Below are 19,753 nucleotides of genomic sequence, written 5' to 3' on the forward strand. Positions count from 1 at the left end.
GGGAACCCCCTGCCGAACGCGACACTTCTGGAGCCCGGGAGGTTCCCTGACTTGACAGAAGCCGTGCGACTGGGAGCGTGTAAGCCTCGTCTCACCTGCGGGGAAGCGCCCCCGTGCGCCCCTCCCGGACGGGTGCTCGGCCTTATTGTCTAAGCGTCAAACGCCCTTAAGGAGCTCTCATGACCGCGCCCGTCGTCCACTCGCTGCGCGAACAGATCCGCGAGCACATCGTGGAGGGGATCGTCAGCGGGCGCTGGCAGCCGGGCGAGCGGATCGTGGAGCGGCGTATCGCGACCGAGCTGGAGGTCAGCCAGACGCCGGTGCGGGAGGCGCTGCGCGAGCTGGAGTCGCTGCGGCTGATCGAGTCCGCGCCGAACAAGGGCGTACGGGTGCGGAACCTGACGGCGGCCGACCTGGAGGAGAGCTACCCGGTCCGGGCCGGTCTGGAGGCGATCGCCGCGGAGCTGGCGGCGGCCCGGCTGGCGGAGGACTGCTCGGCCCTGGAACCGCATGTCGCCGCGCTGTACGAGGCCGACCGGGAGTCGGACGGCACGGGGCAGGTGCGGCACACGGTGGGCTTCCACCGGGAGCTGGTGCGGGCGGCCGGCAACTCGGTGCTGCTGCACACCTGGGAGGGCCTGGGCATCGAGGTCTTCACGGCTCTGTCGATCCGCTGGCTGGGGACGGTCCAGCAGTCGTACGCCGAGGAGCACGAGGAACTGGTGGCGGCGTTCCGCAGGCGGGATCCACGGATCGCCGACATCGTGAAGGCGCACGTGCTGGGGTGCGCGCCGAGGCCGTGACGACCGCTTCGGTGCCCCCTGGCCGGCAGCATTCACGGCGGCCGCCCTGATCCTTCGCGGGGGACACGAACACCGACCGAGCCTCCTCGACCCCGGCCTCGGTCTCCACCTCGCCGACGCGGTCGTACCGCCACCCCGCACACCCGCCCGCACACGGTTGCCGAACACCCGAGCGCGCCCCCGCTCAAACGCCCCCGACCTGCAAAAACCCCACACAACAGCAGTCACCCGGTGCCATCACCGAAGGCACCGCGTGCCTATTTTCTCGATATCGAGAAGTTTTGCCCCTCAACCCTTTGATCGATCATCGATCAGCGAGTTACAGTCGCCGACGGGCCTTCACAGAGGCTCGCCGCCCTGTCCTGCCAAAGACAAAGGGCACCCCCGAAACCCTGCCTGCTTGAGGGAACCCCCTTCGACTGAGGAAGGCGGCGTGATGACCGACCCCTACGCCATCCAGCCGAGCGAGCTCGACCAGCTCCCCGACCGGGACCCCGAGGAGACCGCCGAATGGCAGGCCTCCCTGGACGCGGTCGCCAAGGCGGCCGGCCCGCACCGTGCCGCGTACCTGATGCGCCGCACGCTGGAGAGGGCGGAGGGCAACGGCATCGCGCTGCCGAAGCTCCTCGAGACGGACTACGTCAACACCATCCCCACCGCCGCCGAGCCGGGCCTGCCCGGTGACCCGGAGATGGAGGCCCGTATCACCGCGTGGAACCGCTGGAACGCGGCCGCGATGGTGACCCGGGGCAGCAAATACGGCGTCGGCGGCCACATCGCCACCTTCGCCTCCGCGGCCTGGCTCTACGAGACCGGGTTCAACCACTTCTTCAAGGGCAAGGAGGCCGACGGGTCCGGCGACCAGCTCTACATCCAGGGCCACGCCTCCCCCGGCATCTACGCCCGCGCCTTCCTCGACGGCCGGCTGAACGAGCACCAGCTCGACCACTTCCGCCGCGAGTCGGGCGGCGACGGCCTCCCGTCGTACCCGCACCCCCGCCGCCTGCCCTGGCTGTGGGAGTTCCCGACCGTGTCGATGGGCCTCGGCCCGCTCTCCGCGATCTACCAGGCGCGTTTCAACCGCTACCTGACGGCCCGCGGCATCAAGGACGTCACGGACTCGCACGTCTGGGCCTTCCTCGGTGACGGCGAGATGGACGAGCCGGAGTCGACGGCCGCCCTCGCACTCGCGAGCCGCGAGGGTCTCGACAACCTGACCTTCGTCATCAACTGCAACCTGCAGCGCCTCGACGGCCCGGTCCGCGCCAACTTCAAGATCGTGCAGGAGCTGGAGGCCCAGTTCCGCGGCGCCGGCTGGAACGTCATCAAGTCGCTGTGGGGCGGTGCGTGGGACGAGCTGTTCGCGCTCGACACCACCGGCGCGCTCGTACGGCGGCTGCGTGAGGTGCCCGACGCGCAGGTGCAGACGTACCAGACGCGCGACGCCGCCTACATCCGCCAGGACTTCTTCGGCAAGGACCCGGCGCTCGCCGAGATGGCGAAGCTGCTGTCCGACGACAAGATCCTGGAGTGTTTCCACCTGTCCCGCGGTGGCCACGAGGCGCGCAAGGTGTACGCCGCCTACAAGGCCGCCGTCGAGTTCAAGGGCGCGCCGACCGTGATCCTGGCCCAGACGGTCAAGGGCCACACCCTGGGCGAGGGCTTCGCGTCGAAGAACGCCAACCACCAGATGAAGAAGCTCTCGGTGGACGAGTTCAAGACGATGCGCGATCTGCTCGAACTCCCCATCAAGGACAGCGACTTCGTCGACGGTGTGGTGCCCTACGGCCACCCGGGCGCCGACTCCCCCGAGGTCCGCTACCTCCAGGAGCGCCGCGCGGCCCTCGGCGGTCCGGCCCCGGCCCGCCGTACGCACGCGCTCGCCCCGCTGCCCGCGCCGGCGGAGAAGGCCTTCACGTCCTTCGACAAGGGCTCGGGCACCCAGAACGTGGCCACCACCATGGCCTTCGTCCGTCTCGTCAAGGACCTGGTCCGCGACAAGGAGACGGGCAAACGCTGGGTGCCGATCGTCCCCGACGAGGCGCGCACCTTCGGCATGGAGTCGCTGTTCCCGTCCCTCGGGATCTACTCCCCCAAGGGCCAGACGTACGAGCCGGTCGACCGCGACCAGCTGATGTACTACAAGGAGGCCAAGAACGGCCAGATCCTCAACGAGGGGATCACCGAGGCCGGTTCGATGGCCGACTTCATCGCCGCGTCCACCGCGTACTCCACGCACGGCGAGACGATGATCCCGTTCTACATCTTCTACTCGATGTTCGGCTGGCAGCGCACGGCCGACCAGATGTGGCAGCTCGGCGACCAGCTGGGCCGCGGCTTCCTGGTCGGCGCGACGGCGGGCCGTACGACGCTGACGGGCGAGGGCCTGCAGCACGCGGACGGCCACTCGCCGGTGATCGCGGCGACGAACCCGGCGGCGCTGTCGTACGACCCGGCGTTCGCGTACGAGGTCGCGACGATCGTCAAGGACGGACTGCGCCGTATGTACGGCGAGGCGGCCCCGGGCGAGGACCAGAACGTCTTCTACTACCTGACGGTCTACAACGAGCCGATCCCGCAGCCGGCGAAGCCGTCCGGCTCCGGCGTCGACGAGGGCATCGTCAAGGGCCTGTACCGCTTCAACACGGCCGAGTCGGCGGGTGTCGAGGTGGCCGCGGCCAACGCCCCGCGCGTCCAGCTGCTCGCCTCCGGCACCGCGATCCACTGGGTCCTTCAGGCCCAGCGGATGCTGGCCGAGGAGTGGGGGGTCGCGGCCGACGTCTGGTCGGCGACGTCCTGGACGGAGCTGCGCCGGGACGCCCTGGAGGCGGACGCGGCCCTGCTGCGCGGCGAGGAGCGGGTGCCGTACGTCCGGCAGGCGCTGAACGGCGCCGAGGGCCCGGTGCTGGCGGTCTCCGACTACATGCGTCAGGTCCCCGACCAGATCGCGCAGTGGGTCGAGCAGGACTGGTCCTCCCTGGGCGCGGACGGCTTCGGCCTCTCCGACACCCGCGAGGGCGCCCGCCGCCACTTCGGCGTCGACGCCGAGTCGGTCGTCGTCGCGGCCCTGGCCCAGCTCGCCCGCCGCGGCGAGGTCAAGGCGACCGCGGTGAAGGAAGCACGCGAGAAGTACGGCCTGTAGGGGCCGACGCTCGTCGAGGGGGTACGGCGGCTGCCGTGCCCCCTCGTTGTCAGTGGGTCCCGGCATCATGAAGGTATGCGCGCCGCCCGCCTGATCAAGATGGTCCTGCTGCTCCAGTCGCGGTCCTCCATGACCGCGGGCGAGCTGGCGCGGGAGTTGGAGGTGTCGGAGCGGACCGTGACCCGGGACGCGCAGGCGCTGTCGGAGGCGGGGGTCCCGGTGTACGCCGACCGGGGGCGGACCGGCGGGTACCGGCTGATCGGCGGGTACCGGACCCGGCTGACCGGGCTGGCCCGCGGCGAGGCCGAGGCCCTGTTCCTCTCCGGTGTGCCGGGGGCGCTGCGCGAGATGGGCCTGGAGGACACCGCCTCCGCCGCCCGGCTGAAGGTGTCCGCCGCCCTCCTGCCCTCCCTCAGCGACGCCTCCCGTACGGCCGCTCAGCGGTTCCATCTCGACGCGCCGAACTGGTTCGCCGAGCCGAAGTCCCCCGAGCTGCTGCCCGCCGTCGCGGACGCGGTGTGGGACGACCGGCGGTTCACCGCGCGCTACCGGAGCCGGGCGGCCGAGGTGGAGCGGGAGTTGGAGCCGTACGGGCTCGTGCTCAAGGCGGGGGTCTGGTACCTGTGCGCGCGGATCCCCGGGGACGGTTCCTTCCGGGTGTACCGGATCGACCGGTTCACCGCGGTGACGGCGGGCGAGGAGCGGTTCGAGCGGGACGGGGAGTTCGATCTGCCCCGGTTCTGGGAGGAGCGGGCGGAACAGTTCGCGCGGTCGATCCTGCACGCCGAGGTCGTCGTCCGGCTGTCCGCGGGCGGGGTGCGCGCCCTGCCGTACGCCGTCGACACCGTCACCGCCCGGGAGGCGCTGGCGTCAGCCCGGGCGCCGGACGGGGACGGGTGGGTGACGGTGACCCTGCGGGTGGAGTCCGAGGAGGTCGCCCACGCGCAGCTGGCCTCGCTGGGGCCGGAGGCCGAGGTGCTGGCTCCGGAGAGCCTGCGGGCGCGGTTCGCGAGGGACGCCGTACGTCTGGCGAGGCTGTACAGGACGTGAAGGACTCTGTTAGGGACATAACAATCCGCCGCACTCCACGTGCGCCCCACTCCTTCAGGCCCGATGCTGGACCCGTGATGGACGAGACGGAGTTCTGGGAGCTGGTGGACGGCGCCCGCGAGGCCGCCGACGGCGACCCCGAGGAGCAGGCCGACCTGCTCGTGGACCGGTTGCTGGCGCTGGACCCCGAGATGGTCCTCGACTTCGCCCGTCACTTCGAGGCCCGCTACAACCGCGCGTACACCTGGGACCTCTGGGCCGCCGCGTGGATCCTGCTGGACGGGGCGAGCGACGACGCCTTCGACTTCTTCCGCTGCTGGCTGATCGGCCAGGGGCGCGAGGTGTACGAGGGGGCCGTGCACGACCCCGACTCGCTCGCCGGGTTCCTGGAGGACTTCGACGAGGAGATCGACGGCGACGGCGAGGAGCTGGGCTTCGCGGCCGACGAGGCCTACGAACAGCTCACCGGGACCGTCGCTCCCGACCTCGGTATCCCGCCCGCGGCCGCCGAGCCGCTCGGCACGCCGCTGGACCTGGAGAGCGACCGGGTGCTGGCGGAGCGCTGTCCGAAACTGTGGGAGCGTTTCCGGGCCTGAGCGCTCACATTCCTGCGGTGGCGCGGCGGCGGGTCGTGTCCGTCGGGATGTAGGCCTGCGTCTGGTCGGCCCTCACCGCGTGGTGCATCGGGGCCGCGTTGGCCTGGTCGAGGGCGCTCGCGGTGACGGCCGCCGGGCCGAGGAGTACGGCCGCGACGGCGCAGACGACCGCCCAGGGTCCGCGGGCGCTCCCGGTCCAGCCGCCGGTCTTCTCCGTGGTGTCGGTGTGACTGTTGTTCATTTCTTCCCCACCTCCGGTCAGTGCGTGTGCATGACGATAGGGCGGCAGTTTCGGCGTGATCCTTGAGTCGCCTACGAGGAACCTGTGAGACCTCGGGCTCTTGACCGCCGCCGTGACTCCCGGCTTACCTTGGCCGCCCCGAACAGGAGCACCCCGCCCATGACCAGCCCGTACGTGCGCGAGATCACGCGCGAGGACCATCTCGCCCACCTGCGGCTGCATCCCGACGCCAGCCATCTCCAGATCCCCGAGTGGGCCGACGTGAAGCCCGACTGGCTGGCGGAGAGCGTCGGCTGGTTCGAGGGGGACGTGATGGCCGCGGCGGCACTGGTGCTGTACCGGCCGCTGCCCGGTACCCGGCGCTCTCTCGCCTACCTCCCCGACGGACCCGCGATCGACTGGCACGGCCCGCGCCCGGAGCGCCTGCTGGACCCGATGGTCGCGCACCTGGAGAAGCGCGGGGCGTTCTCGGTCCGGATCGGGCCGCCGGTCGTCGTCCGCCACTGGGACGCGGACACCGTGACGGCGGGCATCGCCGACCCCGACGTCCACCACCTGCGTGAGCTGCCCGCGGCCGGTGTCGACGGCTTCGCGCTGGACACCGGGGAGCGGCTGCGGCAGCTCGGCTGGCGGCGGTGCGCGCAGGACGAGGACAGCGGACTCGGTCCCGGCCAGCCGCGCTACGGCTGTCACATCCCGCTCGCGGGCCGCTCGGTGGACGAGTTGCGGGAGGCGCTCGCACCCCACTTCGAGCAGTCCCTGCGCACGGCCGAGTCGGCGGGCGTCCGGGTCTCCTGGGGCACCGCCGCCGACCTGCCCGACTTCTACCGCCTGTACGCCGTGACCGCGGCCCGCGACGGCTTCCGGGCCCGGTCTCCGGAGTACTTCCGGCGTATGTGGGAGGCGCTGAACGCCGAGGACTCCGACCGGCTGCGGCTCTATCTCGCCGAGTACGACGGCGAGGTGCTGTCCGCCGCACTGATGATCAACGTCGGCTCCCGGGTCTGGCACTCCTACGCCGCGTCCGGCCGCCGGGGGCGGGAACTGCGGCCCAGCAGCGCGCTGTTGTGGCGCATGCTGTGCGACGCGCGGGCGGCGGGCGCCGAGACGTACGACCTGCGTTCCGTCACCCCCTCCCTGTCCGGGGACCGTCTGCTGGGCCGGCTCCGCTTCAAGACGGGGGCGGGCGGCCGGGTCGTGGAGTACCTCGGGGAGTGGGAACGGCCGGTGGGCATCCAGGGCAGGGTGCTCCAACGGGCGCTGCGGGTCTATCTCGGGCGCAGGTGACGGGGGGCCTGAACGGGCGCACAGGGTCGGCGTCGTGGGCGCGCTGCGGCGCGGTGTGTCAGGTCCTGCCCTGCAGCCGGGCCGCCCGTTCCCTGATCTCCGGCAGCCGGGCCCTGAGGGCGGCGCCCGGGCAGGTCGTCATGTAGCCCTCGTTGTGGCCGGCGAGGGCGGGGAGTTCGGCGGCCGTCCCGGCGGCGTACCGGCTGAGACTGTTGCTGGAGGTCAGCCGGACCGTGGCGCGCGGGTCGATTCCGGCCAGACCCAGCTTCCAGGCGGCCAGGGCGGCGATCGCGTCGGTCATCGCCCGCGGGACGGGGACGCCTGCGGTGAAGGTGCCGAGGGCGGCGATGCCCGTCGTGCGGTGGTTGAAGCCCTGGGTGTGGGCACCGGTGACGGGACGGTCGACGCCGCCCGCACGGCCCTCATAGATGGTGCCGCAGCGGTCGACGAGGAAGTTGTAGCCGATGTCGTCCCAGTCCCGGGCGCCCATCTGGCCGGCGGCGAGGTAGCGGATGATGCGGGGCGCGTCGGAGCAGTCGTAGCCGTTGGGCGAGTCGGTGTGGTGCACGAAGACCACGAGCACCCTGTCGTCGTAGCGCGGGGCGGGCGGGGTGCGGGCGGCGGTGTTCGCCTCGCCGGCGCCCTTCGCCCACACCGACCTCGGCACGATGTGCGGCCTGGCCGCGGTGTGCGCGACGAGCCCGTGCCGGGCCCCGGCGACGGTACTCGCGGGCCCGGCGGCCGCCCGCTCGACGCCGTTCGCGCACAGCACCAGGACGAGGGCGACGGTGAGACCGGGGACGCAGGCGAGCACCAGGAGAAGCGGGCGGGGCACCCGGGCGAGAATCGTGGGCCCGGTGCGGGCTGCGGGGCTTCGCCGCCGCGTGAGCCGTGTGCGGGCCACGTGACGCAGGCGCACCGCGTGGCGTATCCGGGTCGCCCGGCGCCTTCGCATCCCCCGCGATCTTCGGACACGCATGGTCCCACTGTCGGCCGGATCCGCTCCGTCCGCGATGTGTGCTGTGCCACCCGGTGGAACCATCGTCCCGGCCCGCGACGTTTTCCCAGGTGCACACGCGCGTGGCCGGTTCGGGGCGGCACGCGTGCGCGTGGCTGATCACTGAGCCCTTCGCCCGCGTACTAAAGGATCTGAGAGAAAGGCGGCCCCGTGGACCTGCTCGACATCCTGCTGTTGCTGGTGATCGCCGCCTATGCGGCCTCCGGCTACCGGCGCGGCCTGGTGGCCGGCTGCGTCTCGTTCGCCGGATTCGTGGGCGGTGCGATCGTGGGCGTGTGGGTACTGCCCTGGATCATGGATCTGGTGACGCCGGGGAGCACGGCGGCGACGGTGACCGCGGTGCTGACCGTGCTGGTCCCGGCCGCGGTGGGGCACGAGCTGGCGGGCCGGCTGGCGCTCAGGCTGCGCCGGGAGCTGGACCGGGGGCCGCTGCGGGTGGCCGACGGGGTGGGCGGGGCGGTCGCCAACTCGGTGTCGGTGATGATCGTGGCGTGGGTCGCCGCGAGTGTCCTGGGCGCGTCCTCGTCCCCGCTGGTGACCACCGCCATCCGGGACTCCGCCCTGCTCGGCACGGTCCAGGACGCCATGCCGGACACCACTCCGTCCTGGTTCGCGCGGGCCACCTCCGCGCTCACCGAGGCGGGCTTCCCGCAGGTCTTCAACCCGTTCGAGAACGAGTCGACGGCGGAGGTCGCCAAGCCGACCGGCGACAGCGTCACGGCCGCCGCCACGAACGCCGCCAAGCTCAGCACCGTCAAGATCGAGGGTTCCTCGGGCACCCAGGGCCGCGAGGGCAGCGGTTTCGTGTACGCGCCGCGGCACGTGATGACCAACGCCCACGTGGTGGCCGGCATCGACCGGCCGAGCGTGCGCATCGGCGGGGTCGGGCAGGTGTACGAGGCACGGGTGGTCTTCTTCGATCCGGACAAGGACGTGGCCGTGCTGTACGTCCCGGATCTGCGGGCACCGGTCCTGCGCTGGGACGACAGCGCCGCGCGGGGCGACTCCGCGGTGGTCGCCGGCTATCCGCAGGACGGCGACCTGAACCTCCAGGCGGCCACCGTGGCCAACCGGGTGAAGGCCAACGGGCAGAACATCTACAACAACTCCCTCGTCACCCGGGAGATCTACTCGATCCGCTCGACCGTCCGCCCCGGCAACTCCGGCGGCCCACTGCTGACCACGTCCGGCAAGGTGTTCGGCGTGGTCTTCGCCCGCTCCACCTCCGACGACGAGACGGGCTACGTCCTGACGGCCGACGAGGTCGGGGTCGACGCCAAGCGCGCGGCGGACGCCACGGCCCCGGTCGACACGGGCGACCTGATCAGTTCCTGACCTGGTCCTCGCCCGGGTTTCCGGGGGTCAGAGACTGCGCCCCATGAGCACGTCGTCGACGTACTCCCCGGCCAGCAGGAACTCCTCGGGCAGGATTCCCTCGACCGCGAAGCCCTCGGACTCGTAGAGCCCCCGGGCGGGTGCGTTGTGGCCGAGGACGCGCAGGGTGAGGCGTCGGGCGCCGCGGCGGCGGGCCTCCTCGGTGATCGCGCGGATCAGGGCCCGGCCGACGCCACGGCCGCGGGCCTCCGCACCGACGGCGAAGCCCTGGATCTGACGCACATGGGCGTTGGCCTCGAGTCCGGTCGGCAGGCCCAGGCGGATGTATCCCAGGATGCGGCGGTCGGCCTCGGCGACCATACAGTCGTCGGGGAGGTGACGTTCGTCGAAGAACGGCCCGTTCGGCGATTTGGGCCGGCCCTGGACCGAGTGCAGGGTCGACCATTCGGCGTGGTCGAGGCGGGCCAGTTCTTCGTCGTCGTCGGGCAGTGCGAGGCGTATGGACAGCTGGGACATGAGCGCCACCCTACGGCGGGGGTACCAGAACCAGACATCGCTTTTATGCACCCACCAGGCAGGATGAAGTCATGCAACGTTCAAGAATCGCGGTGGCCGGGGCGTCCGGTCTGATCGGCTCGGCTCTGGTGCGGTCCCTCACCGCGGACGGGCACCAGGTGGTGCGGCTGGTGCGCCGGGACCCCCGAGGCGACGACGAGGTCCGCTGGGACGCCGAGGCCGGTCGGGTGGACACGGCCGGGCTCGCCGGATGCGACGCCGTGGTCAACCTCGCCGGGGCGGGCGTCGGTTCGCGGCGCTGGACCGACGGGTACAAGACCCGCATCCACGACAGCCGGGTCAACGGCACGACCGCCCTCGCCAAGGCCGTCGCCTCGCTGGACGAGCCGCCGAGGGTCTTCGTGAACGGCAGCGCGATGGGGTACTACGGCGAGACCGGCGACCGGATCGTCGACGAGGACTCGCCCGCAGGGAAGGGCTTCCTGCCCGAACTGTGCGTGGAGTGGGAGGCGGCGGCCGCGCCCGCGCAGGAGGCCGGCGTACGGACCGCGTTCACCCGCACCGGCCTCGTGGTGGGCCGCGGGGGCGGAGCCTGGGGCAAGCTGTTCCCGCTGTTCAAGGCGGGGCTCGGCGGGCGCATGGGCGACGGACGCCAGTACTGGTCGTTCATCGCGCTGCACGACGAGGTGGCCGCGATCCGCCATCTCCTGGAGACCGACGGGCTGTCAGGACCGTTCAACCTCACCGCTCCCGAACCCCTCACGAACGGCGAGATCACCGAGGCGATGGGCCGTGTGCTGCACCGGCCGACCCTCTTCGCGGTGCCCGCGCCGGTGCTGCGGACCGTGCTCGGCGAGATGGCCGGGGACGTGCTGGGCAGCGCACGGGTACGGCCGACGCGACTGCTGGAGTCGGGGTTCACGTTCGCGTTCCCGGAGATCGACGGGGCGATCCGGGCGGCCGCCTGAGTCCACGGCGCGAGGCCGGTGACGGCCACGGGGGACGCCGCACGGCGTCGGTGACGGCCACTGGAGATGTCGTACGCCGCCGGCCGCCACGAGTGACGCCGCACGCCGCCGGCGACCGTCTGTGACGAGATGCGACCGGCGTGCGACCGTGCTCTGTTGATGCGCGACTGTTCTTGACCGGTCCCAGTCCTACCCTCGACCCGAACTCGGGTATCCCCGGAGCCTGTCGGGGGCATCACGCCCCCATCGGCCGCGCAACCTCGAGGAGGGGCACGTGCTTGAGCCCGCGTACCAGGCAGACGTCGTGATCGTGGGAGCCGGGGTCTCCGGGCTCTCCGCCGCGCATCGGCTGACCAGCGCAGGAATGACCGTCGTGGTGTTGGAGGCCGCCCCGTGTGCGGGCGGCCGCATGTCGACCGAGAAGGTCGACGGCTTCCGGCTCGACCGGATCGGGCAGCTGCTGTCCACCGCGTATCCCGAACTACGGCTGACACCCGGGCTCGACGGGCTCGTGCTGCGCCCCTTCGCACCGGGGGTCCTGCTGCACGCCGACGGGCGTCACCACCGCGTGGACGCTCCGGCGGGCGCGGGGAGCGCGAGGGGCGCACTGCATGCGGTGCGCGCCCTGGCGAGCGCCCCTCGGGGGACGGTCGGGATGCCGCCCGGTGCCGGTCAGGGGCCTGCGGCCAGAGGTGCCCGCGGGGTCGCGCCGCTCGGGGGCGCGGTCGACCAGGCCCGGCTCGGCGCCGCGCTCGTCCGGCTCGCGAACACGCCTGTGGAGCGGCTTCTCGCCCGTCCCGAGCAGCCCGCCGGACAGGCACTCGCGGCACGCGGGGTGCCCGCCCGCACGATCGACGGCTTTCTGCGTCCGCTGCTCGCCGCCCTGCTGTGCGACCCCGCCCTGACCACGTCCAGCCGGTGCGCGGACCTCGCGCTGCGGGCCTTCGCGGGCGGGCGGTTGTGTGTGCCGGAGGGGGGCGCCGAGACGCTCGTGGAGCTGCTCGCGCAGTCGTTGCCCGCGGGGACCGTGCACACGGGGGTGCGGGTCACGTCCGTCGCGACGACCTCGGTGACCACGGCCGGGTACGGGGAGATCCGGTGCCGTGCGGTGCTGTTGGCGACGGACGCGCGGGCCGCGGCGGAACTGCTGCCGGGCTTGCGGGTCCCGGAGTTCCACCCGGTGACGGTCGTCCACCACACGACGGACGAACCGCCCCGCACGGGTTCCGCGTTGCTGCTCGACGCCGACCGGGGCGGCCCCGTCGCGCACACGACGGTGATCAGCGAGGTCGACCCGAGCCGGGCCCCCGCGGGCCGGGCCCTGATCTCCTCGACGGTCCTCGGGACCCCTCCCCCGGACCTGGAGACGGCGGTGCGCACCCACCTGGCCCGCCTGTACGGCACGCCGACGCACCGCTGGGAGACGGTGGCGGTCCACCACACCGCCGAGGCGGTCCCCGCGATGCGCCCTCCGCACGACCTGCGCCGCCCGGTCCGCCTGCTGGCGGGCCTGTACGTCTGCGGCGACCACCGCGACACCAGCACGCTCCAGGGTGCGTTGCATTCAGCGCACAGGGCCGCGACGGCGGTCCTGACGGACCTGGGAGCGGCGGCCTCGACGGACACCGCGGACCCGGCTCCGGCAGTACAGGCGGCTTGAGACCAAGGGGGTCCACCCGCGCCCCGAAGGGGGCGCGGGGCCGTGTCCGACGCACGGCAGCGTCACGCCGAGGCGGGCCTCACCCCAGCGCGGCGACCTTGTCGCGATAACTGCGCACCGGCGCCGCGTCCTTGTACGGTTCCAGCCGCCGCTCGAAGTCCCGTACGTACTCGATCGCCCGCACCGACCGCATCTCCGCCGCCTGACCGGCGGCCTCGGCCGCGAGCGCACAGGCCTGGTCCAGTTCCCCCAGACCGAGGCGCGCGGAGGCGAGCACCACCCGGCAGAACAACCGGCTGCGCGCGTACGCCGGCGCCCGCAGCTGGAGCGAGCGTTCGGCGTGCTGCGCCGCCGCCCGGAACTGCTGCAGATCCCGGTGGCAGTGGCCGAACTCGTCCGCCAGTTGCGCCTCGTCGAAGAAGCGTGCCCAGTGCGGGACCTCGTCGGCCGGGCGCGCTGTCTCCAGGGAGCGTTCCGCGCGCACCAGTGAGGCCGTGCAGGCCCGCACCTCCCCCAGTACCCCGTGCCCCCGTGCCTCAGCCGAGTGCAGCAGCGCCTGCACGACCGGCGGAGCGTTGGTGCCGACCCCTTGCTGGGCCACCCGCGCCAGCTGGATCGCCTCCCGCCCGTGCCCCAGATACACGGCCTGCCGGCTCATCGTGACCAGTACGTACGCCCCGTACGCCCGGTCCCCCGCGGCCTGCGCGAGCCGCAGCGCCTGCACGAAGTACCGCTGTGCGAGTCCGTGCGCCGCGATGTCGTACGACGTCCAGCCCGCGAGCCGGGTCAGGTCGGCAGCCGCGGCGAAGAGTCTGCGGCCGGTCGTCTCGCCGTACGTGCCGCGCAGCATCGGTTCGCACTCGTGCTCCAGGTAGCGCACCAGGGCCTGCCGGGCGTGGCCGCCGCCGTACTGGTCGTCGAGGGAGCGGAAGAGGTCGCCGACCGAGCCGAGCGCGGCGATGTCGCCCCCGGTGACCTTCTGGCCGGGACCGCGCTCGGACTGCGAGCGCTGCCGGGGCACCACCGGGCGCCCCTGGGCCGGGACCCGGATCGCGGGCTCACCGCGGGCGACCCGGTCGTCGGGGCGGCCGATCAGCCAGTCGCGGCTCGGCACGACCAGGCCGGCCGGGGTGAAGGCGATCTTGCGCAGTTCGGCATGGCTGCCGGAGTCCTTGCGCCACAGCCCGCTGACGATGTCGACGGCCTCCTCGGGACCCGCGGCGAACTCGAGGCCGGCGTACACGGGGGCGCAGGCGTCGAGGCCCAGGTCCTGCGCGGAGAGCCGGCGGCCGAGTCTGCGGGTGAAGACCTCGGCGATGAGGGCCGGTGTGGTGCCCCGGGGCTGCTGGCCGCGCAGCCATCGGGTCACGGATGTCTTGTCGTATCTGAGATCCAGCCCGTGTTCGAGTCCGAGCTGGTCCACGCGCCGGGCGAGACCCGCGTTGGAGAACCCCGCTTCTGCGATGAGCGCGGCGAGCTGTCGGTTGGGAGTGCGCTGCGCGGGTCGTTCCGTCATCTGCGGTGCGGTCTCCTGCCTTTCGGGCCGTCACGTCGTACGTGGTGCCCGGATTGCCTGTGAGCAGCCCTTATGGCCTCTGCGAACGGCGCGAATGTAGCGGAGAGTGAGCAGACGATCGCACACTTCGACGCTCGTTCATCCGATCGTGTGAGGATTGCCCCCAGGGCTGACGCCCACGGGCCGGACGTACAGTGGCGTAGGCACGCTTCGTGCCTTACGACCTTCTAGGGAGGCGCTTGCCGTGAGTGGGTTGCGGTTCGTCCGCATGGGGTTCGGTGCGGACGCGGTCGAGTACCGGGTGGCGTGGGACGAGCAGCGCCGGGTGCACGCGGCGCGGTTCGAGGACGAGGTCCCCGACACGGTCCTGCTGCTCGAACACCCCCCCGTGTACACGGCGGGCCGGCGCACCGCGGACAGCGAGCGCCCCCTCGACGGCACCCCGGTCGTCGACGTCGACCGCGGCGGCAAGATCACCTGGCACGGCCCGGGCCAGCTGGTGGGCTACCCGATCCAGAAGCTCCCGCGTCCGGTGGACGTGGTGGCGCACGTACGACGCCTGGAGGAGGCCCTGATCCGCACGTGCGCGGAGTTCGGCCTGGAGACCAGCCGGGTCGAGGGCCGCAGTGGCGTATGGGTGCTCGGCGACCCGGTCGGGACGCGTCCGGCGATCGGCGGGCTCTCCCTGGACTTCGACCCCCGGCTCACGGACGAGGAGTTCGACCCGCGCATGAACGGCCCGGAGTACGCCCCCTCCAACGCCGGGCAGCGCCGCGAGGACCGCAAGATCGCGGCGATCGGCATCCGTGTCGCCAAGGGCGTGACGATGCACGGCTTCGCGCTGAACGTGAACCCGGACAACAAGTGGTTCGACCGGATCATCCCCTGCGGCATCCGCGACGCCGGTGTCGCCTCCCTCGCCGGCGAGCTCGGCCGGGACGTGACGATCGACGAGGTGCTGCCCGTCGCCGAACGGCACCTGCGGGACGTACTGGAGAACGCGGAACTCAGGCCGAGGGTGATCGAGAAGACACCGGCAGCCTGAACACCGCCGCAGACTTTCAAATCAACGGGCGTACCCTGAACAACGCCGAAGAATCAAACGCTAGGGAGCCGGTCGTGTCCGCAGTCGCCCCCGACGGACGCAAGATGCTGCGCCTGGAGGTCCGCAACGCCCAGACCCCCATCGAGCGCAAGCCCGAGTGGATCAAGACCCGGGCGAAAATGGGTCCCGAGTACACCGCGATGCAGAAGCTCGTGAAAAGCGAGGGCCTGCACACGGTCTGCCAGGAAGCCGGCTGTCCCAACATTTACGAGTGCTGGGAGGACCGCGAGGCGACCTTCCTCATCGGCGGCGACCAGTGCACCCGGCGCTGCGACTTCTGCCAGATCGACACCGGCAAGCCCGAGGCGCTGGACCGCGACGAGCCCCGCCGCGTCGGTGAGTCCGTGGTCACCATGGACCTCAACTACGCCACCATCACCGGCGTCGCGCGCGACGACCTGGAGGACGGCGGCGCCTGGCTGTACGCCGAGACGGTCCGCCAGATCCACGAGCAGACGTCCTCCCGTGAGGCCGGCCGCACCAAGGTCGAGCTGCTGGCCCCCGACTTCAACGCCGTGCCGGAGCTGCTCCAGCAGGTCTTCGAGTCCCGCCCCGAGGTCTTCGCGCACAACGTGGAGACGGTCCCGCGGATCTTCAAGCGGATCCGCCCCGGCTTCCGCTACGAGCGCTCCCTGAAGGTCATCACCGAGGCCCGCGACTTCGGCCTGGTGACCAAGTCGAACCTGATCCTCGGCATGGGCGAGACCCGCGAGGAGGTCAGTGAGGCGCTCCAGCAGCTGCACGACGCCGGCTGCGAGCTCGTCACCATCACGCAGTACCTGCGGCCGAGCGTGCGTCACCACCCGGTGGAGCGCTGGGTGAAGCCGCAGGAGTTCGTGGAGCTGAAGGAGGAGGCCGACCGGATCGGCTTCTCCGGCGTGATGTCCGGGCCGCTGGTCCGGTCCTCCTATCGGGCGGGCCGGCTCTACCAGATGGCCGTGGAGAAGCGGGGGGCGTACGTCGCCTCGCAGGCCGTCTGATGGCACTGAGTGCCACCCGGTGTGTGTGAATCCCAGCACAAGCAACAACCGCTCGGTGGCGGCTGATTGGCGCGGTTCTGGACGTCCCCGCAGATAGGGGGCCTACAGGGCCGCGTCGGTGTTTTCGGGCAGCGCATCAAGGCTTCATCGGCGTTTGACCGGTCGGTCACGCCCTGGTAACACCATTCAGTGACCCTGTCTGTACACCCCGTGCACCACTCACCAGAGCCGCCATCCCGAGGGGGGACCTCCATCATGCAGGCCGCGCCCGTTCGCGCCACCGCCATCCCGTCGTTCACCGATGCACTCCGTGCCGTCGAATCGCTGCTCCTGAGCAGCGGTCAGCGCACCGCCCGCCGCAATGCCTGGACGTCCGTCCAGGCGGACCGCCGCCGCGCCAAGGACAGGGTCGAGGCGCAGCACATCCTGGAGCAGACGCTCACCAAGACGCTCACCGACACGTACAGCGCCCGCTCCTGATCCCTCCTCCCGGAGGGCGGGCACTGCCGTCGTCGGCGCCTCCGGGGCCACGTAGACTTCGGGGCATGGCGAGAAGTGACAGTGCGGCGGATGCCGCGAACCCCGGGCGACTGAAGCAGATCGCCCTGACGTACAAGATGACCCGGAAGGCCGACAAGAAGATCGGCCTGGTTCTCGCGGGCGTCTTCATCCTCATCCTCGGTGTCTTTCTCGCGATCGGTTTCCTGGTCGGCCACCCGGTCTATCTCGGCATCCTGGGCGTCCTGCTCGCCTTCCTCGGGACGGCGGTCATCTTCGGGCGACGGGCCGAGCGAGCCGCCTTCGGTCAGATGGAGGGCCAGCCCGGAGCGGCGGCGGCCGTCCTGGACAACATCGGCCGGGGCTGGACGACGACCCCCGCGGTGGCGATGAACCGCAGCCAGGACGTGGTGCACCGGGCCGTAGGCAAGGCCGGCATCGTGCTGGTCGCCGAGGGCAACCCGAACCGGGTCAAGAGCCTGCTGGCCGCCGAGAAGAAGAAGATGAACCGCATCGTGGCGGACGTGCCGGTGCACGACATCCTCGTCGGCACGGGCGAGGGCCGGGTCGAGCTCAAGAAGGTCCGGACCACGATGCTCAAGCTGCCGCGCGTGCTGACCGGCCCCCAGGTGACGGCCACCAACGACCGGCTGCGGGCGATGGGCGACCTCATGAGCAACATGCCGGTGCCGAAGGGACCGATGCCCAAGGGCATGAAGCTCCCGAAGGGCGGCGGCAGGTCCCGCTGAGTCTTCTCGTACGACGATGGGGGCGCCCGGATCACTCCGGGCGCCCCCATCGTCGTACCAGAGGTGGGGCGTCAGCCGTATCCGATCAGATGCGCACTTCCACGGTCTTCGCCAGCCTGTCGTGCAGGCCCCTGCCGTCGCGGTCCCAGATCAGGGCCGGAAGGGCGAGGCACAGCAGGACCGTGCGCAGAAGGGCCCGCAGGGGGCTGACCCGGCCGGTGTCGAGGGCGACCACGCGCAGCCCGAAGAGACGCTTGCCCGGGGTGAAACCGATGGTGGCGACCGTGAGGGCACCCATCACGAAGAAGACCAGCAGCGCCCAGTTGGAGGTCGCCTGGCCGCTGTAGCTCTGCGTGATCAGCCGGGATGCAATCAGGACGCTCATCGCCCAGTCCACGGCCAGTGCGCCCAGGCGCCGGCCGGGACGGGCGATCGAACCCGGCCCCTGCTCCGGCAGTCCGAGCTGCTGTCCGCGGTATCCGAAGTCGACACCGGCGTCCTCGGCGGCCGCGCGGGGTCCGGAGAGCCATGATCCGATTGCATCCCTGTTGTCCACGGGTCCACGGTACTGCGCGCGTTTCGGGATACGGACAGGTGGGGCGGTGCCGACGATGTCCGGTTAACTTGTGCGAAACAAATGGGTCACGCCCGAGAAACCACCCGTCCCTAGGGTCGTGGACAGCGTGTGCCACCGCACTGGCCGCACGAACGAACTACCACCCCGGCCCAGGAACGGTCGGGAGTAGGAGGAGCTGGATGTTCCAGAACGCCGACGAGGCCAAGAAGTTCATCGCGGACGAGGACGTCAAGTTCGTCGACGTCCGTTTCTGCGACCTGCCGGGCGTGATGCAGCACTTCACGCTGCCCGTCGAGGCGTTCGACCCGGACGAGGAGCTCGCGTTCGACGGTTCGTCGATCCGCGGCTTCCAGGCCATCCACGAGTCCGACATGGCGCTGCGCGCGGACCTGTCGACCGCCCGGGTCGACTCCTTCCGCCGCGACAAGACGCTGAACATCAACTTCTTCATCCACGACCCGATCACCGGCGAGCAGTACAGCCGTGACCCGCGGAACGTGGCGAAGAAGGCCGAGGCCTACCTCGCCTCCACCGGTATCGCCGACACGGCGTACTTCGGCCCCGAGGCCGAGTTCTACGTGTTCGACAGCGTGCGCTTCGCCACCAGCGCCAACGAGTCCTTCTACCACATCGACTCCGAGGCGGGCGCCTGGAACACCGGTGCGGTCGACAACAACCGCGGCTACAAGGTCCGCTACAAGGGCGGTTACTTCCCGACCCCGCCGGTCGACCACTTCGCCGACCTGCGTGCCGAGATCTCCCTGGAGCTGGCCAAGTCCGGCCTCCAGGTCGAGCGCCAGCACCACGAGGTGGGCACCGCCGGCCAGGCCGAGATCAACTACAAGTTCAACACGCTGCTCGCCGCGGCCGACGACCTCCAGCTCTTCAAGTACATCGTGAAGAACGTGGCCTGGCGCAACGGCAAGACCGCGACCTTCATGCCGAAGCCGATCTTCGGCGACAACGGCTCGGGCATGCACATCCACTCGTCGCTGTGGACCGGCGGCCAGCCGCTCTTCTACGACGAGGCCGGTTACGCGGGCCTGTCGGACACCGCCCGCTACTACATCGGCGGCATCCTCAAGCACGCCCCGTCGCTGCTGGCCTTCACCAACCCGACGGTGAACTCGTACCACCGCCTGGTCCCGGGCTTCGAGGCGCCGATCAACCTGGTGTACTCGCAGCGCAACCGCTCCGCGGCCATGCGTATCCCGATCACGGGCTCCAACCCGAAGGCCAAGCGCGTCGAGTTCCGTGCGCCCGACTCCTCCGGCAACCCGTACCTGGCCTTCTCGGCCCTGCTGCTCGCGGGCCTCGACGGCATCAAGAACAAGGTCGAGCCGGCCGAGCCGATCGACAAGGACCTCTACGAGCTGGCTCCCGAGGAGCACGCGGGCGTCGCCCAGGTCCCGACCTCCCTCCCGGCCGTCCTCGACCGCCTCGAGGCCGACCACGAGTTCCTCCTCCAGGGCGACGTCTTCACGCCGGACCTGATCGAGACGTGGATCGACTTCAAGCGCACCAACGAGATCGCGCCGCTGCAGCTGCGTCCGCACCCGCACGAGTTCGAGCTGTACTTCGACGTGTGATCGGCACGTAGGCCGTCCCACGGCGGGCCTGCGACCGTCCTACGGCGCCCCCGTTCCGGTTTCCCGGGACGGGGGCGCCGTCGTATCGTTTCCTGCACAGCTGTTCGACAGGGGACGACGGGG

General features: G+C 71.3%; 18 protein-coding genes. 13 read left to right on the plus strand and 5 right to left on the minus strand.

Going from position 1 to position 19,753, the window contains the following annotated elements; all coding sequences use genetic code 11:
* The first annotated feature begins 179 nt into the window (after positions 1-179).
* The 4 genes from OHT57_RS14085 (at position 180) to OHT57_RS14100 (ending at position 5,591) form a co-directional block, all read left to right on the plus strand.
* A complete protein-coding gene (locus OHT57_RS14085) occupies positions 180-803 on the plus strand; it encodes a GntR family transcriptional regulator (RefSeq protein ID WP_328746718.1) in 624 nt (207 codons plus the stop codon).
* Between the two features lie 436 nt (positions 804-1,239).
* A complete protein-coding gene (aceE, locus tag OHT57_RS14090) occupies positions 1,240-3,945 on the plus strand; it encodes a pyruvate dehydrogenase (acetyl-transferring), homodimeric type (RefSeq protein ID WP_328746719.1) in 2,706 nt (901 codons plus the stop codon).
* A gap of 75 nt (positions 3,946-4,020) precedes the next feature.
* Positions 4,021-4,995 carry a helix-turn-helix transcriptional regulator gene (locus OHT57_RS14095; protein ID WP_328746720.1) on the plus strand — a complete coding sequence of 325 codons (975 nt, stop codon included), beginning with the start codon at positions 4,021-4,023 and terminating at the stop codon, positions 4,993-4,995.
* Positions 4,996-5,072: 77 nt separating this feature from the next.
* Positions 5,073-5,591, plus strand: coding sequence for a DUF4240 domain-containing protein (locus tag OHT57_RS14100; RefSeq protein ID WP_328753193.1), 519 nt, complete (start codon positions 5,073-5,075; stop codon positions 5,589-5,591).
* A gap of 4 nt (positions 5,592-5,595) precedes the next feature.
* On the opposite strand, the gene OHT57_RS14105 is transcribed toward OHT57_RS14100, so the two are convergent.
* Positions 5,596-5,832, minus strand: coding sequence for a hypothetical protein (locus OHT57_RS14105; RefSeq protein WP_328746721.1), 237 nt, complete (start codon positions 5,830-5,832; stop codon positions 5,596-5,598).
* Between the two features lie 159 nt (positions 5,833-5,991).
* On the opposite strand from OHT57_RS14105, the gene OHT57_RS14110 reads away from it, so the two are divergent.
* On the plus strand, positions 5,992-7,119 hold the full coding sequence (locus tag OHT57_RS14110; RefSeq protein WP_328746722.1) for a lipid II:glycine glycyltransferase FemX: 1,128 nt from the start codon (positions 5,992-5,994) through the stop codon (positions 7,117-7,119).
* A gap of 58 nt (positions 7,120-7,177) precedes the next feature.
* Here OHT57_RS14110 and OHT57_RS14115 read toward each other — a convergent pair whose 3' ends face one another.
* Positions 7,178-7,954 (minus strand): peptidoglycan recognition protein family protein, encoded by a 777-nt coding sequence (locus OHT57_RS14115; protein WP_328746723.1) that lies wholly within the window; start codon positions 7,952-7,954, stop codon positions 7,178-7,180.
* Positions 7,955-8,287: 333 nt separating this feature from the next.
* Between OHT57_RS14115 and OHT57_RS14120 the strand changes: the two genes are divergently transcribed.
* The gene (locus OHT57_RS14120) at positions 8,288-9,472 is read left to right on the plus strand and encodes a MarP family serine protease (protein WP_328746724.1); all 1,185 of its coding nucleotides are present in this window, start codon (positions 8,288-8,290) and stop codon (positions 9,470-9,472) included.
* 27 nt (positions 9,473-9,499) lie between these two features.
* Here the strand turns inward: OHT57_RS14120 and OHT57_RS14125 are convergent, their stop codons facing one another.
* Positions 9,500-9,988 carry a GNAT family N-acetyltransferase gene (locus OHT57_RS14125; RefSeq protein ID WP_328746725.1) on the minus strand — a complete coding sequence of 163 codons (489 nt, stop codon included), beginning with the start codon at positions 9,986-9,988 and terminating at the stop codon, positions 9,500-9,502.
* Positions 9,989-10,059: 71 nt separating this feature from the next.
* Between OHT57_RS14125 and OHT57_RS14130 the strand changes: the two genes are divergently transcribed.
* Together OHT57_RS14130 and OHT57_RS14135 are read left to right on the plus strand one after the other, a co-directional pair.
* A complete protein-coding gene (locus tag OHT57_RS14130; RefSeq protein ID WP_328746726.1) occupies positions 10,060-10,956 on the plus strand; it encodes a TIGR01777 family oxidoreductase in 897 nt (298 codons plus the stop codon).
* Positions 10,957-11,230: 274 nt separating this feature from the next.
* The gene (locus OHT57_RS14135; RefSeq protein ID WP_328746727.1) at positions 11,231-12,616 is read left to right on the plus strand and encodes an NAD(P)/FAD-dependent oxidoreductase; all 1,386 of its coding nucleotides are present in this window, start codon (positions 11,231-11,233) and stop codon (positions 12,614-12,616) included.
* A gap of 79 nt (positions 12,617-12,695) precedes the next feature.
* Here OHT57_RS14135 and OHT57_RS14140 read toward each other — a convergent pair whose 3' ends face one another.
* Complete coding sequence (locus OHT57_RS14140) at positions 12,696-14,132, minus strand: regulator (RefSeq protein WP_328746728.1); 1,437 nt, start codon at positions 14,130-14,132, stop codon at positions 12,696-12,698.
* 244 nt (positions 14,133-14,376) lie between these two features.
* Here OHT57_RS14140 and lipB point away from each other — a divergent pair, with 244 nt between their 5' ends.
* From lipB to OHT57_RS14160, 4 genes are all read left to right on the plus strand, one after another.
* Positions 14,377-15,177, plus strand: a complete 801-nt coding sequence (lipB, locus tag OHT57_RS14145) for a lipoyl(octanoyl) transferase LipB (protein WP_328746729.1) — start codon at positions 14,377-14,379, stop codon at positions 15,175-15,177.
* Positions 15,178-15,251: 74 nt separating this feature from the next.
* The gene (gene lipA, locus OHT57_RS14150; RefSeq protein WP_328746730.1) at positions 15,252-16,217 is read left to right on the plus strand and encodes a lipoyl synthase; all 966 of its coding nucleotides are present in this window, start codon (positions 15,252-15,254) and stop codon (positions 16,215-16,217) included.
* 255 nt (positions 16,218-16,472) lie between these two features.
* Positions 16,473-16,697, plus strand: a complete 225-nt coding sequence (locus tag OHT57_RS14155) for an SCO2195 family GlnR-regulated protein (protein WP_328746731.1) — start codon at positions 16,473-16,475, stop codon at positions 16,695-16,697.
* Between the two features lie 65 nt (positions 16,698-16,762).
* On the plus strand, positions 16,763-17,464 hold the full coding sequence (locus tag OHT57_RS14160; RefSeq protein WP_328746732.1) for a DUF4191 domain-containing protein: 702 nt from the start codon (positions 16,763-16,765) through the stop codon (positions 17,462-17,464).
* A gap of 85 nt (positions 17,465-17,549) precedes the next feature.
* Here OHT57_RS14160 and OHT57_RS14165 read toward each other — a convergent pair whose 3' ends face one another.
* Positions 17,550-18,020: an RDD family protein gene (locus tag OHT57_RS14165; protein ID WP_328746733.1), complete on the minus strand. Its 471-nt coding sequence runs from the start codon at positions 18,018-18,020 to the stop codon at positions 17,550-17,552.
* Between the two features lie 200 nt (positions 18,021-18,220).
* On the opposite strand from OHT57_RS14165, the gene glnA reads away from it, so the two are divergent.
* Positions 18,221-19,630 (plus strand): type I glutamate--ammonia ligase, encoded by a 1,410-nt coding sequence (gene glnA / locus OHT57_RS14170; RefSeq protein ID WP_328746734.1) that lies wholly within the window; start codon positions 18,221-18,223, stop codon positions 19,628-19,630.
* Positions 19,631-19,753 lie beyond the last annotated feature (123 nt).

Source organism: Streptomyces sp. NBC_00285 (assembly GCF_036174265.1).
Classification (GTDB): domain Bacteria; phylum Actinomycetota; class Actinomycetes; order Streptomycetales; family Streptomycetaceae; genus Streptomyces.

Excerpts from the sequence above, each read along its gene's own strand:
- OHT57_RS14085 (WP_328746718.1), top strand. The coding sequence starts at position 180 with ATGACCGCGCCCGTCGTCCACTCGCTGCGCGAACAGATCCGCGAGCAC.
- aceE (WP_328746719.1), top strand. The coding sequence starts at position 1,240 with ATGACCGACCCCTACGCCATCCAGCCGAGCGAGCTCGACCAGCTCCCC.
- OHT57_RS14095 (WP_328746720.1), top strand. The coding sequence starts at position 4,021 with ATGCGCGCCGCCCGCCTGATCAAGATGGTCCTGCTGCTCCAGTCGCGG.
- OHT57_RS14100 (WP_328753193.1), top strand. The coding sequence starts at position 5,073 with ATGGACGAGACGGAGTTCTGGGAGCTGGTGGACGGCGCCCGCGAGGCC.
- OHT57_RS14105 (WP_328746721.1), bottom strand. The coding sequence starts at position 5,832 with ATGAACAACAGTCACACCGACACCACGGAGAAGACCGGCGGCTGGACC.
- OHT57_RS14110 (WP_328746722.1), top strand. The coding sequence starts at position 5,992 with ATGACCAGCCCGTACGTGCGCGAGATCACGCGCGAGGACCATCTCGCC.
- OHT57_RS14125 (WP_328746725.1), bottom strand. The coding sequence starts at position 9,988 with ATGTCCCAGCTGTCCATACGCCTCGCACTGCCCGACGACGACGAAGAA.
- OHT57_RS14130 (WP_328746726.1), top strand. The coding sequence starts at position 10,060 with ATGCAACGTTCAAGAATCGCGGTGGCCGGGGCGTCCGGTCTGATCGGC.
- OHT57_RS14140 (WP_328746728.1), bottom strand. The coding sequence starts at position 14,132 with ATGACGGAACGACCCGCGCAGCGCACTCCCAACCGACAGCTCGCCGCG.
- OHT57_RS14155 (WP_328746731.1), top strand. The coding sequence starts at position 16,473 with ATGCAGGCCGCGCCCGTTCGCGCCACCGCCATCCCGTCGTTCACCGAT.
- OHT57_RS14160 (WP_328746732.1), top strand. The coding sequence starts at position 16,763 with ATGGCGAGAAGTGACAGTGCGGCGGATGCCGCGAACCCCGGGCGACTG.
- glnA (WP_328746734.1), top strand. The coding sequence starts at position 18,221 with ATGTTCCAGAACGCCGACGAGGCCAAGAAGTTCATCGCGGACGAGGAC.